We start from the raw sequence: 13207 nt of genomic DNA on the forward strand, positions 1-13207 counted from the left end.
TGACAAGCAAACCCGCTCACCACGGGGGCTAAACAGCGCCTTTAGATCCCCGCCAACGCCAAATCCATCGCAAAGTACGTAAAAATCAAATCCGCCCCAGCCCGCTTGATCGAGCCCAGCGTCTCGCGCACCACTCGATCCTCATCAATCGCCCCCGCCTGTGCGCCAAACTTGATCATCGCGTACTCACCGCTCACCTGATATGCCGCCACCGGCAAGCGTGACGCCTCGCGGATGTCGCGGATGATGTCGAGGTAAGCGCCGGCTGGCTTGACCATCAGCGCATCGGCACCTTCCTGTTCGTCCAGCAGCGATTCGCGCACGGCTTCGCGGCGGTTCATCGGGTTCATCTGGTAGCTTTTGCGGTCGCCCTTGAGGGCGCTGCCGCCCGCTTCGCGGAACGGGCCGTAAAGGGCCGAGGCGAATTTGGTCGAGTAGGCCATGATCGGGATGTGGGTGAAACCGGCGTCGTCGAGGGCGCGGCGGATGGCCTGGACCTGGCCGTCCATGGCGGCGGACGGAGCGATCACGTCGGCGCCGGCGCGGGCAGCGGCCACAGCTTGTTTGCCGAGGTTGACCAGGGTTGCGTCGTTGTCGACATGGGCACCGTGCATCACGCCGCAATGGCCGTGGTCGGTGTATTCGCAGAAGCAGGTGTCAGACATCACAATCATTTCCGGCACTGCGTCCTTGATGATCGAGGACATGCGCGAAACCAGGCCGCGCTCTTTCCAGGTATCGCTGCCGTTGGCGTCGAGGTGGTGGGACACGCCGAAGGTCATTACCGACTTGATGCCGGCACGGGCGTAACGCTCGATCTCGCCGGCCAGTTTCTTCTCCGGGATACGCAGCACGCCCGGCATACTGGTAATCGGCACGAAATCGTCAATTTCTTCTTCAACGAAGATCGGCAACACCAGATCGTTAAGGGTGAATTCGCTTTCCTGGAACAAGCCACGCAGTTGCGGGGAGCGGCGCAGGCGACGTGGGCGGGCTTGGGGGAACTGACTGGTCATGGCTTTCCTGAAAAATGGCTGAAATCTTTGGGGCCAAAGCTTATGCCCCCAAGTCCCGGCAACACAAATGCCAAGGGGCCAATAGTGTATTGCCAGGCGCGTAACAATTTATTGATCTAGAGCTGTAGCTGCCCTTGGATACACAGCGCTACGGCGCCGCCGACCCACACCTCATCGCTCTGGCGCTCGATGTGAATACGCCCTGCTCGCCCCATAGCCGTGCCCTGGCTGACCACATAACGGCTGGGCGCCAAGCCCTCGGCGAGCAGCCATTGGGCAACACCTGCGTTCAAACTGCCGGTGGCCGGGTCTTCAGGGGCGCCGTCGCCAGCGATAAAGGCGCGCACTTCAAATTGTGCGTCTACCGCGTCACGCACTGGATCACAGGGGGCGATCACCCCCACGGCCAGGCCCAGCAGTTGCGCATAGTCCGGTTGCAACGCGAGCACCGCGTCACGATCAGCCAGCATCACCGCCAGCCACCCGGCACCATTGTCGACCCACTGGCTGCGCACAATCGCCTCGGGCGCCAGCTTCAATGCCAGACGCACGCGTTCCAGCAACGGCGCCTCCACGGCCCCTGCACGCAACAACGGCGGCGCGATAAACGCCAGTTCATCACCTTGGCGGCGGATGCGCACCAGACCGATTTCGCACTCCTGAACAATCTCCTCGCCTCGGGGTACGCCACCGGCCTGCAACCAGGCGTGGCAACTGCCCAACGTCGGGTGGCCGGCAAACGGCAGTTCCGTGAGGGTGGTGAAAATGCGTACGCGGTAGTCGGCCCGTGGATCCCTGGGTGTCAGCAAAAACGTGGTTTCGCTGAGATTGGTCCAGTTGGCAAAGTCGGCCATCTGTTGGTCAGTGAGGCTATCGGCGCCGAGCACCACGGCCAACGGGTTGCCTTTAAGCGGTACGCGGCTGAATACATCCAGTTGTTGGAACTCGAAAGTCGGCATGCTTCAGCTCGGAATATTCAGGCCACGGATGACCGCCGGACGTGCGACAAAGCCGTCCAATGCGCGCAGTACGTTAGGGAAATCGGCAATGCCCACCAGGTCGCCGGATTCGTAGAAACCGATCAGGTTGCGAATCCAGGGGAAAGTGGCGATGTCGGCGATGCTGTAGTCATCGCCCATGATCCAGGTGCGGCCCAGCAGGCGTTTTTCCAGAACGCCCAGCAAGCGCCGGGCTTCAGCGGCGTAGCGGTCACGCGGGCGCTTGTCTTCATAAGACTTGCCGGCGAACTTGTTGAAGAACCCCACCTGGCCGAACATCGGGCCGATCCCGGCCATCTGGAACATCAGCCACTGCAGGGTTTCATAGCGGGTGGCCGGGTCTTCGGAAAGCAACTGGCTGGTCTTTTCCGCCAGGTAGATCAGGATCGCGCCGGACTCGAACAGCGCCAGCGGCTGCCCGCTCGGGCCGTTAGGATCAATGATCGCGGGGATCTTGTTGTTGGGGTTCAGGGACATGAACTCCGGGGACATCTGATCCTGAGTGTCGAAACTGACCTTGTGCGCTTCATAGGGCAGCCCCAGTTCTTCGAGCATGATCGACACCTTGACGCCGTTGGGCGTGGGCAACGAATACAACTGCAGGCGATCCGGGTGCTGGGCAGGCCATTTGCTGTTGATCGGGAAAGCGGCGAGTGCGTTCATCGAGAACCCCCTGGACGGAAAGCCCTCATGATAGTCATCTGCCCGCCACCGTGCATGGGTCATCGTTGCGCAACATTTGCCCACTAGTATCCCCTCTGGGCGAACCAAAACGCCCGATTGCACTCTTAAGAGCGCCCGAAGGGTGAATGGAGGCACCTTGCTATATCGACAGGGAATACCGCAGGACGCTTGCCGCGTCACTGGGGCCGGGCCTGTCCGCCTTAACCCGACGCACGAAGACTCGAACCTATAATGAAGATCAAGCCTCTGCGCCTTGTGCAACGATTCAAACGTTATTCATACATGATGTTGCCGCTGCTGCTGGTCAGCGCGGCCATCGTCACCGCTCTCGACGCCCGTGAAAGCCGTGCCCAACCCGTGGACGGCGTGCAAACCCTGGTATTCCTGCGCCACGGCGAAAAACCGGCCGGTGGCCTGGGCCAGCTCAATTGCCAGGGCCTGAACCGTGCCATGAACCTGGCTACTGTCCTGCCGGAGAAGTTTGGCAAGGCCAACTACGTGTTTGCCGCCAACCCGACACGCAATGTCGAGGAAGGTGAACTGGACAATTCCTACAGCTACATTCGCCCACTGATTACCATCAGCCCCAGCGCGATCAAGCTTGGCCTGCCGGTGAACATCGAATTCTCAGCGAATGACACCAGCGCCCTGGCCGAAGAACTGGTCGAGGACAAGTACCGCAACGCGACGATCTACACGGCCTGGTCCCATGGTTACCTGCCGGAGCTGATCAACAAAGTCGCCAGCGAAGCGTCCGGCGAAAAGCACACCCTCACCGATGACTGGTCTGGCAATGACTATGACTCCCTGTACGTATTGACGCTGACCTGGCACAACGGCAAGGCCTCGCTGCTCAGTCGCAACTATAAGCAGGGGCTGAATAACGGCGATGAAACCTGCCCGGATCCGACCCAGGTCAGTGCAGATATCTGAAGCGTGAGCCGCAGGGGCGTATGATGCCCGGCTATCGACTCACCTGCGGATCCTCTTCATGTCCAACCTCGCGTCCTCCCAGCCCAATCGGGGCTGGTCGTTCTGGTACAAGCCTGCCCTGTTTCTGCTGGTGGCCTGCATCGGCCTCTACTATGTGAAATGGTCGCCCTACTACCTCAAGGCGTTTGTAGCGGCGGACAACCACAGCATTGGCGCCTCGATTCTCAATGACCAGCAAAGCTCGCCCCTGACAGCGGCGCTGGCCTACGCCCAAGTGTATTTCCTGGCGATCTGGAAAGCCGCAGTGCTGGCGGTGATCCTCGGTTCATTACTGCAAGTACTGATCCCTCGCGACTGGCTGCTGCGCCTGTTTGGCCGCGCCGGGCTGGGCTCGACCCTGCGCGGCGGGCTATTTGCCTTGCCGGGGATGATGTGCAGTTGCTGTGCAGCGCCAGTGGCGGCGGGCATGCGCCGTCAGCAGGTGTCGGTGGGCGCGGCGCTGGCGTTCTGGATTGCCAACCCGGTGTTGAACCCGGCCACGCTGGTGTTCATGGGGTTTGTGCTGGGCTGGGACTTTACCGCGCTGCGGCTGGTGGCCGGGATTGTGTTGGTGGTGGGGGTGTCTCTGGTAGCGCAGCGTATCGCGCGCCCTGATCAAGTGCCGGAAGCGGCGCTGGAGGCTGTCGCCGAAGTAAGCACCCTGGAGTCGCAACCCTTCCTGAGCCGTTGGTTGCGCACCTTGTGGCAACTGTTCTGGAGCACCATCCCGGTGTACATTCTGGCGGTATTGATCCTCGGTGCAGCAAGGGTGTGGCTGTTCCCCCATGTGGACGGGGCGATGGCCAACAGCCTGGTGTGGCTGGTGCCGCTGGCGATCGTCGGTACGTTATTCGTGATTCCTACAGCGGCAGAAATACCCATCGTACAAACCATGATGACCCTGGGCATGGGCACCGGCCCGGCCGTTGCCCTGCTGATGACCCTGCCGAGCGTGAGCCTGCCGTCGCTGCTGATGCTGCGCAAGGATTTCGATGCACGGGTACTGGTGACGGTGGCCGGGTTGACCATGCTGGTGGGAGTGGTGTGTGGGTTGATTGGGGCGGTGATTCTTTAGATTTTCAGTGGGGCTGATGGCCTCATCGCAGGCAAGCCAGCTCCCACCTTTGTATGTATTCACACTTCAAAAGGTGGGAGTTGGCTTGCCTGCGATGGCGTCCGAAAGATCACCCCACCCGAGCTGCTCGTTCACGCAAATATTCCACCACCGCCTCTTGCTCCCCGGCAAACTCGATCCGAGCGCCTTTGCTCTCGCGCTGGAACGCATACATCGGGTCGTAATACTCGCGCAACAAGCCTTCGATCCACACGCGGTGCAGGTCCACTGCACCGCTGCGCGCCTGTTCTGCCAGGGCGTCCTGCAAAATCGCCTGCAGCCGCTGGAAACGTTCACCGCCCAGACGCTTGTGAATATTGGCCAGGCTTTGGGTCAGGCGCTCGGCAAATAATAGCTGGCCGCGTTCACCAAACACGTCAATGAACTCGGCGCACAGGTCGACCACGTAATCCTTCAGGATGCGCTCGACGCGGCCCTCAACGCTGTCTTCCAGCCACACCATCGCAAACGTCTGCATCCCCTTGTGCAATGGCAGTGGCAGCGCACAGCTGCCGATCATGCGGCTCTCGTCTTCGACCACGAACTGGCCAATGCCCGCTGCGCGTTTCTTCAACAGGTCCACCGCCAGGCGGTTCTCGAAGTCGATATTGGACGGTTGCGCGGTGGCACGCTTGCCGAAGCTGGAACCCCGATGGTTGGCATGGCCCTCCAGGTCCAGGGCGTTGCGCAGTTGACCCAATACCTCGGTCTTGCCGGTACCGGTCATACCGCCAAGCAGCACGAAATCGCATTCAGCGGTCGTCTGTTCCAGGGTCTCCAGCAGGAACGTACGCATTGCCTTGTAGCCACCGCCGACACGCGGATACTCGATGCCCGCTTCGGTTTTCAACCATTGCTGCACGATCTGCGAACGCAGCCCACCACGAAAGCAGTACAGGTAGCCATCCGGATTAGCCTGGGCAAACTGCGCCCATTGCTCGATGCGCTCGGCCTTGATCGATCCAGAGACCAGCTCATGGCCCAGGACGATTGCAGCTTGCTGGCCTTGCTGCTTGTAACAGGTGCCCACCCGCTGGCGCTCGTCGTCGGTCATCAGCGGCAGGTTGACCACGCCGGGGAACGCGCCCTTGACGAATTCGACCGGCGCGCGGGTATCCATCATCGGCCTGTCATTAAGGAAGATGTCGCGGTAATCGGTGATGTCAGTTGCCATCAAATCACCTCTACCGCGTTGGTCTGTCGCTCAAGCAGTTCGCCGATTGGCTCAAGGTTCAGGCCCAGTTCGGCGGCTACCGCGTGAAACTCGCTATCGCCTTCGGGGGTGACGGCGATCAGCAGGCCACCGCTGGTCTGTGGGTCGCACAGTACGCGCTTGTGCAACTCCTGCACGCGCCCGAGCTTGCTGGCGTAGCTGTCGAAGTTGCGCAAAGTACCGCCCGGGACGCAGCCCTGGTCCAGGTAGTACTCAACCCCTGGCAGACGTGGGACTTTTGCATACTCGATGCGGGCCGTCAGGCCACTGCCGTCAGCCATTTCCACCAAGTGGCCGAGCAGGCCGAAACCGGTAACGTCTGTCATCGCAGTGACACCGGCCAACTTGCCGAAACGGCTGCCAGGCTTGTTGAGGGTGCACATCCAGTCACGGGCCAGGCCGACGTCGGCCTCGCGCAACTTGCCCTTCTTTTCGGCGGTGGTGAGGATACCGATGCCCAAAGGCTTGGTCAGGTACAGCTTGCAGCCGGCAGTGGCAGTGTCGTTGCGCTTCATGTGGCGCTTTTGCACGATCCCGGTAACGGCCAGGCCAAAGATCGGCTCCGGGGCGTCAATGGAATGCCCACCCGCCAGCGGGATACCGGCAGCGTCGCACACCGAACGGCCCCCGCGGATGACTTCGCGGGCAATCTCCGGCGCCAGCACGTTGACCGGCCAGCCAAGAATAGCGATGGCCATCAAGGGGTCGCCGCCCATGGCATAAATGTCGCTGATGGCATTGGTGGCAGCGATGCGGCCGAAGTCGAAGGGATCGTCGACTATCGGCATGAAAAAGTCCGTGGTGGAGACCACGCCGCGCTCGTCGTCAATGGCGTATACCGCCGCATCATCGCGTGAAGCGTTGCCCACCCACAGGTTGGGGTCCAGGTTCTGTGCGCCGCTGCCGGCAAGGATCACCTCCAACACCTGGGGCGAAATCTTGCAGCCGCAACCCGCACCGTGGCTGTACTGGGTAAGGCGAATCGGCTCGTTCATGGAAGACCTCAAGCTATCAAGTGGGCCGATTCTAACAGACAGCAAAAGGCCGGCTGGGCTCTTGTGAGCGCAGCCGGCCTTTTGGGTCAGCGGTTACTCGCGGGCAGCGAGCAAACGCTTGTGGCGGTTACGCCGCGCGATGTTCAGGCATTCGATAGCCGCCGAGAACGCCATGGCCGCATACACGTAGCCTTTTGGCACGTGGGCGCCGAAGCCTTCGGCGATCAGCGTCATGCCGATCATGATCAAAAAGCCCAGCGCCAGCATCACCACGGTCGGGTTGTCATTGATGAACTTGGCCAACGGTTCGGCCGCCACCAGCATCACAATCACCGAGGTCACTACGGCAATGATCATGATCGGCAAGTGCTCGGTCATGCCCACGGCCGTGATGATGCTGTCGATGGAGAACACCAGGTCGAGCAACAGGATCTGCCCGATGGCCGCCGCGAAGCCGATGGCAACGGTGTTGCCAACCGTTGCTTTCTCTTCAGGCTCCGGGTCCATGCTGTGATGGATTTCGGTGGTTGCCTTCCACACCAGGAACAGGCCACCGGCGATCAGGATCATGTCCTTCCAGGAGAACGCCTGGCCGAACACTTCAAACACCGGCGCCGTCAACTGCACGATGAAGGCGATGGTGCTCAACAGGCCCAGGCGCAATACCAGCGCCATGCTGATACCGATGCGCCGCGCCTTGGCCCGGTGCTGCTCGGGTAGTTTGTTGGTGAGGATCGAGATAAAGATCAGGTTATCGATGCCCAGCACGATTTCCATGACGATCAAGGTAGCCAGTGCGACCCAGGCGGTGGGGCTGGCGGCCAGTTGTAAAAGGTAATCCATAGGTCAGTCCTGACGTGGTAGTGCTTGGAAATTAGGTTTCTTGGGTGTTCGATTCAGCGTCTTTTTCTTCCTGATCATCTTTCTTCTGCGGATTGATCAAGCCCTGGGTCGCTTCACTCAATGCCTGTTCGGCAGCCTTCTGGGTGTCATCGATCGCTTGCTTGGCCGATTCGCTGGCTTTGCCCAACACTTGCTGCGCGCTTTTCTCGACCTGATCACAACCGCCGATCATCACCAATGAAAGCGCAAGCAGCGACGCCGCGCCCAGGGAATTGAGTTTCATGCTGTATTCCTCATTAGAACCATTGGGTCCAAATAGTGGCCCCGCGATAGCGATGCATTCTATGCAGGGGAACAGTTCAGGAAAATTCGTATTTTTCTCGCGTATACTTCGATTTTTACGAAGTGTAGACCCCGATGCTCAATTATCGACAACTGCATTACTTCTGGGTGGTGGCCAAGACTGGGAGCATCGTGCGTGCCTGCGAACAGCTGAACCTCACGCCCCAGACCATCAGCGGGCAGATCAGCCTATTGGAGCAAACCTTTGGCATTGCTCTGTTTCAGCGGGTGGGGCGCCAGCTTGAGCTGACCGAAGCCGGGCGCCAGGCGCTGCCCTACGCCGAGCAGATGTTCCAGACGGGCAACGAACTTGAGACGATGCTGCGCGCCCAGCCCGATGAGCAACAGATCCCGTTCAGGGTCGGCGTGGCGGATGTGGTGCCAAAATCCATCGTCTACCGCCTGATCGCCCCCACCATGGAGCTGAGCGAACCGCTGCGCATCACCTGCCGCGAAGACAAACTCGAACGTTTACTCGCCGACCTGGCGATCCAGCGCCTGGACCTGGTGATTTCCGACAGCCCGATGCCGAGCCATCTGGACATCAAGGGCTACAGCCAGAAACTGGGGGAATGCGGCATCAGTTTTTTCGCCACCCAGGCGTTGGCTGACCAGCATGGCGGCGATTTCCCACAGTGTTTGCACGGTGCGCCGTTATTGATTCCGGGGGCAGAGACCGTAGTGCGCAGCCGGTTGCAGCGCTGGTTTGCCGAGCAGCAGATTCAACCGCGGATCATCGGTGAATTCGACGACAGTGCGTTGATGCAAGCGTTTGGGCAATCCGGCAGCGGAATCTTCATCGCCCCCGGCGTGATTGCCGATGAGGTGGTGCGCCAATACGGCGTGGCGCTGATCGGCCAGACCGACGCGGTGACCGAGTCGTTCTATGCGATCTCGGTGGAGCGCAAGGTCAAGCACCCCGGCATCGTGGCGATTACCGAAGGGGCAAGACGCGAGTTGTTTACCGCCCTGCCCTGAAAAAACTGCACGCCCCTTTGATCAGGCGCTGGCCGCGCGAGGTTTGGCGCTCATCAGCCACAGTGCGAGCAGGATCGACACCAGGATGAACCCTGAGGCGGCAAAGCCCAGGCTGCCCAGGCCCAGGGTGTCAATCACATGCCCACCCACCATTGCACCCAGGCCAATGCCGAGATTGGCCCCGGCGATATTCAGCGAGGCGGCAAACGCCGGCGCGTGGGGAGCCGCCTTCATCAATCGCACATGGCTGACCAGGAACATCGCCGCCTGGGTCACGCCCCATACCGCCATCGCTGCCGCCAGGCCAATGGTGGAATGAATCGCCGGCACCACTGCCACCATGCCCGCGATCATAAACCCGCAGAACACTATGGACGCAATCAAGGGGTGACGATCCACCGCGCGCCCGCCGAGGGAATTGCCGATCAGCCCGACCGCGCCGAAGCCCATCAGGCACCACCCCACCAGCGTGCCGTCGAACCCTGCCAAGCGCTCAAGGATATCCGCCAGGTAGGTATAGGCGGTGAACATGCCGCTGAAGACCAGAATCGACAGCAGGATGTGGCCCTGCATCACCGGGCTGCGCAGGATCTTGAATTGCGAGCGCAAGGTGACTTGCTCGTTCTTTGCCTGGGTCACCGGCAGGTAAATGAACAGCAATAACGCCTTGGCCAGGGCAATCACCGCAAGCACTGCAAAGGCGGTGCGCCAACCGAACATATCGGCAATCAGCGTGCCTACCGGAATCCCGAACACGGTGGCGCAGACGATGCCGAAGCCGATTTTTTCAATGGCACGCCCGGCGAATTCAGGGCCGACAATGTCCACCGCCGTTTCGCTGGCCAAGGCCCAAAACACCGGCAAGCCCAACGCCGGAATCAAGCGAGCCAGGGACATTATCCAAATATTGGGCGCCAATGCCGCCACGGTATTGGCCACCGCAAACATGATCAGGATGCTGATAAACAGACGCTTACGCTGGAACCGCGCGCAGTAGGCGGTCAGGAAGGGGCCGAACGCCGCCACGGTAAACGCGAAGAGCGTCACCAGCAGCCCGGCCTGGGACACACTGACATTCAGGTCCCGGGCGATCGAGGGCAACAAGCCGACGATCACGAATTCTGTGGTCAGCACGGTAAAACCGGCTGCCGACAGCAGCAAGATAGGGAACAACATGCAAACTCCAGAAACAGCGACATCAACGACAGCCCGAAGGGCTCGCTGATAGAGAGGAAAGATGAGAGGGGTGAATCTTAACAGAACATGTCGGGACTTGACCAAATCCGACGTAAACGGGTGACGGAATGCCGCAGCGAACGAGACGCGTCCTACAGCATGCTAGACTTCGCGCCTGCTTCCTACAGTACTTTCTGCCTGCAATGCTGTGCCCTACTAAAAAAACTAGAGACAACTCTTTATGACTGCTGCCCCTTCCCTGTTGCAACGTTTAATGCGCGTCAGCCTGGTCACACAAATTGTCATCGGCCTGATCGCCGGGATCGTGCTGGCCTTGCTGTTCCCCGAGGCCGCACGCGCCACGGGCTTTATCGGCAAGGTGTTTGTCACGGCGCTGAAGGCCGTTGCGCCGATCCTGGTGTTTGTGCTGGTCATGGCCTCGATTGCCAACCATAAGCATGGCCAGGAAACCCATATCCGCCCGATCCTGTTCCTGTACCTGCTCGGCACCTTTTCCGCCGCCGTGGTCGCAGTGGTCGCCAGCACGTTGTTCCCCTCCTCTCTGGTACTGGCCACCCATGACGCCACGGTGAGCGCTCCCGGCGGCATTGGCGAGGTACTGCAAAGCCTGTTGCTCAGTGTGGTGGATAACCCGGTCAGCGCACTGATGAATGCCAACTTCATCGGTATCCTGGCCTGGGCCATCGGCATGGGCGTTGCCATTCGCCATGCCGGTGAAACCACCCGCACGGTGCTGGACGACCTGTCCAACGGCGTGACCCTGATCGTACGCGTGGTCATCCGCTTCGCCCCGCTGGGCATCTTCGGCCTGGTGGCCTCGACCCTGGCCACCTCCGGTTTCGGCGCCTTGCTCGGCTATGCGCACCTGCTGGTGGTGTTAATCGGCTGCATGGTGTTCGTGGCGCTGGTGATAAACCCTGCCATCGTGTTCTGGAAACTGCGCCGCAACCCGTACCCATTGGTGCTGATGTGCCTGCGTGAAAGCGGTATTACTGCATTTTTCACCCGCAGCTCGGCGGCCAATATTCCGGTCAACCTGGCGTTGAGCAAGCGCCTGGGCCTGCATGAAGACACCTATTCGGTGTCGATCCCGCTCGGTGCCACCATTAATATGGCCGGTGCGGCAATCACCATCACCGTGCTAAGCTTGGCGGCCGTGCACACCCTCGGGATTGCCGTGGACCTGCCGACCGCGGTGCTGCTCAGCGTGGTCGCGGCCATTTGCGCCTGTGGGGCCTCCGGTGTAGCGGGCGGCTCGCTGCTGCTGATTCCACTGGCGTGCAGCCTGTTCGGCATTCCAAGTGAAATCGCCATGCAGGTGGTGGCCGTCGGTTTCATCATCGGCGTATTGCAGGATTCGGCGGAAACGGCGCTGAATTCGTCTACCGATGTGTTGTTTACAGCGGCGGCCTGCCTGGGCAAGGAAGAACAGGCAGCTTAAACGCCTCGCAAAAAAAGCCCGGTGCCGTTCAATCACGAACGACACCGGGCTTTTTTATGCTTGCCGGTTTAGAACGCGCCCATGTAATCGCGCTTGCCCACTTCCACACCGTTATGACGCAGCAGAGCGTAAGCGGTGGTGACGTGGAAGAAGAACTGCGGCAGGCCGTAGGTCAGCAGGTAGGACTGGCCGCTGAAGCGCTTCTCTTTCGGGGTGCCTGGGCGGGTGACGATCTCGATACCTTCCTTGCCGTCGATCTGCTCGGGCTTGATGGTGTCGACAAACGCCAGGACCTTGGCGATCAACGCTTGCAGGTCGGCGAAGGTGACTTCAGTGTCTTCGTACTTGGGCACTTCGATTTCGGCCAGGCGTGCCGACACGCCTTTGGCGAAGTCCACGGCGATCTGTACCTGGCGCACCAGTGAGAACATATCCGGGAACAGGCGCGCTTGCAGCAGGGCATTGGGCTCGATGTTCTTGGCAGTAGCGTGGGCTTCGGCTTTGTTCAGCACATCGCTCAATGCGTTGAGCATTTGCTTGAAGACTGGGATAGAAGCGGCGTACAGGGAAATAGTCATGTCAGTCTCACGATAATGGCAGGGTTGGAACCAGCGGCGATTATAGCCATGCCCGGCGCTTGTCTTTTATTTTTTGAGGATTACGCTGGTGACCTTCACTGCATAGGGAACGCGCGATGACCGCCGAACATGACACCGACACCCCTGAGCCGCGCCTGAACAGCACGGAAATCCGCATCCTCGGCTGCCTGATCGAAAAACAGGCGACCCACCCCGAAACCTACCCCCTGACGCTCAACGCCCTGGTGCTGGCCTGCAATCAGAAAACCAGCCGTGAGCCAGTGATGAACCTCAGCCAGGGCCAGGTCGGCCAAAGCCTGCGCGCGCTGGAGGGCCAAGGCTTTACCCGCCTGGTGATGGGTAGCCGTGCAGACCGCTGGGAACACCGTGTGGACAAGGCGTTGGAACTGGTGCCGGCCCAAGTGATCTTGACCGGGTTGCTGTTTCTGCGGGGGCCGCAGACGGTGAACGAGTTGCTGACCCGTAGCGGGCGTATGCATGACTTTGAAGATGCCGAGCAGGTCGTTCACCAGCTGGAACGCCTGATTGCCCGAGGGTTGGCGGTATTGGTGCCGCGCCAGGCGGGCCAGCGGGAAGATCGGTATACCCACGCGCTGGGGGATCCGGCGGATATTGAAGCGATCATGACCGCGCGAGGCAATCCAGTAGAGCGTAGCGCGGGGGCTGTTTCGGTGGAACGGATCGAAGAGCTGGAAGCGCGGATTGCCGCACTGGAAGAACGGCTGGCGCAGTTGGAACAGGCATAACGCAGATAAACATGTGGGAGCTGGCTTGCCTGCGATAGTGGTGCATCAGTTAAGAATCCATTGACTGAC

The 13207-nt window shown here is 60.4% G+C and carries 14 protein-coding genes; 5 read left to right on the forward strand and 9 right to left on the reverse strand.

Annotated elements, in window-relative coordinates; genetic code table 11:
- Positions 1 to 41: 41 nt before the first annotated feature.
- The 3 genes from hemB to J1G33_RS22905 form a co-directional block, all read right to left on the reverse strand.
- Positions 42 to 1016 carry a porphobilinogen synthase gene (gene hemB, locus J1G33_RS22895; protein WP_005786915.1) on the reverse strand — a complete coding sequence of 325 codons (975 nt, stop codon included), beginning with the start codon at positions 1014 to 1016 and terminating at the stop codon, positions 42 to 44.
- Between the two features lie 116 nt (positions 1017 to 1132).
- Positions 1133 to 1975 (reverse strand): PhzF family phenazine biosynthesis protein, encoded by an 843-nt coding sequence (locus tag J1G33_RS22900; RefSeq protein ID WP_223018809.1) that lies wholly within the window; start codon positions 1973 to 1975, stop codon positions 1133 to 1135.
- A 3-nt stretch (positions 1976 to 1978) separates the two neighbouring features.
- Positions 1979 to 2677: a glutathione S-transferase N-terminal domain-containing protein gene (locus tag J1G33_RS22905; protein ID WP_032876782.1), complete on the reverse strand. Its 699-nt coding sequence runs from the start codon at positions 2675 to 2677 to the stop codon at positions 1979 to 1981.
- A 252-nt stretch (positions 2678 to 2929) separates the two neighbouring features.
- On the opposite strand from J1G33_RS22905, the gene J1G33_RS22910 reads away from it, so the two are divergent.
- Both J1G33_RS22910 and J1G33_RS22915 read left to right on the forward strand, forming a co-directional pair.
- The gene (locus J1G33_RS22910; protein ID WP_005786910.1) at positions 2930 to 3631 is read left to right on the forward strand and encodes a hypothetical protein; all 702 of its coding nucleotides are present in this window, start codon (positions 2930 to 2932) and stop codon (positions 3629 to 3631) included.
- 58 nt (positions 3632 to 3689) lie between these two features.
- The gene (locus J1G33_RS22915; protein ID WP_032876785.1) at positions 3690 to 4745 is read left to right on the forward strand and encodes a permease; all 1056 of its coding nucleotides are present in this window, start codon (positions 3690 to 3692) and stop codon (positions 4743 to 4745) included.
- Positions 4746 to 4854: 109 nt separating this feature from the next.
- Here the strand turns inward: J1G33_RS22915 and mnmH are convergent, their stop codons facing one another.
- The 4 genes from mnmH to J1G33_RS22935 form a co-directional block, all read right to left on the reverse strand.
- Positions 4855 to 5958 carry a tRNA 2-selenouridine(34) synthase MnmH gene (mnmH, locus tag J1G33_RS22920; RefSeq protein WP_223018810.1) on the reverse strand — a complete coding sequence of 368 codons (1104 nt, stop codon included), beginning with the start codon at positions 5956 to 5958 and terminating at the stop codon, positions 4855 to 4857.
- Positions 5958 to 6992, reverse strand: coding sequence for a selenide, water dikinase SelD (gene selD / locus J1G33_RS22925; RefSeq protein ID WP_078820856.1), 1035 nt, complete (start codon positions 6990 to 6992; stop codon positions 5958 to 5960). Before selD ends, mnmH begins: the two co-directional genes overlap by 1 nt.
- A 93-nt stretch (positions 6993 to 7085) precedes the next feature.
- Complete coding sequence (locus tag J1G33_RS22930; RefSeq protein WP_005786902.1) at positions 7086 to 7835, reverse strand: TerC family protein; 750 nt, start codon at positions 7833 to 7835, stop codon at positions 7086 to 7088.
- Positions 7836 to 7866: 31 nt separating this feature from the next.
- A complete protein-coding gene (locus J1G33_RS22935; RefSeq protein WP_005786899.1) occupies positions 7867 to 8118 on the reverse strand; it encodes a hypothetical protein in 252 nt (83 codons plus the stop codon).
- A gap of 134 nt (positions 8119 to 8252) precedes the next feature.
- Here J1G33_RS22935 and nhaR point away from each other — a divergent pair, with 134 nt between their 5' ends.
- Positions 8253 to 9155 (forward strand): transcriptional activator NhaR, encoded by a 903-nt coding sequence (gene nhaR / locus J1G33_RS22940; protein WP_223018811.1) that lies wholly within the window; start codon positions 8253 to 8255, stop codon positions 9153 to 9155.
- A gap of 21 nt (positions 9156 to 9176) precedes the next feature.
- On the opposite strand, the gene J1G33_RS22945 is transcribed toward nhaR, so the two are convergent.
- Positions 9177 to 10331, reverse strand: a complete 1155-nt coding sequence (locus J1G33_RS22945; protein ID WP_216091021.1) for an MFS transporter — start codon at positions 10329 to 10331, stop codon at positions 9177 to 9179.
- 241 nt (positions 10332 to 10572) lie between these two features.
- Between J1G33_RS22945 and sstT the strand changes: the two genes are divergently transcribed.
- Positions 10573 to 11793: a serine/threonine transporter SstT gene (gene sstT / locus J1G33_RS22950; protein ID WP_078820854.1), complete on the forward strand. Its 1221-nt coding sequence runs from the start codon at positions 10573 to 10575 to the stop codon at positions 11791 to 11793.
- Between the two features lie 68 nt (positions 11794 to 11861).
- Here sstT and J1G33_RS22955 read toward each other — a convergent pair whose 3' ends face one another.
- The gene (locus J1G33_RS22955) at positions 11862 to 12371 is read right to left on the reverse strand and encodes a DUF1993 domain-containing protein (protein ID WP_223018812.1); all 510 of its coding nucleotides are present in this window, start codon (positions 12369 to 12371) and stop codon (positions 11862 to 11864) included.
- A gap of 116 nt (positions 12372 to 12487) precedes the next feature.
- Here J1G33_RS22955 and J1G33_RS22960 point away from each other — a divergent pair, with 116 nt between their 5' ends.
- Complete coding sequence (locus tag J1G33_RS22960; protein ID WP_032876803.1) at positions 12488 to 13138, forward strand: DUF480 domain-containing protein; 651 nt, start codon at positions 12488 to 12490, stop codon at positions 13136 to 13138.
- The last annotated feature ends 69 nt before the right edge of the window (positions 13139 to 13207 follow it).

Origin of the sequence: Pseudomonas sp. P867 (genome assembly GCF_019891455.1) — a bacterium.
Classification (GTDB): domain Bacteria; phylum Pseudomonadota; class Gammaproteobacteria; order Pseudomonadales; family Pseudomonadaceae; genus Aquipseudomonas; species Aquipseudomonas synxantha_A.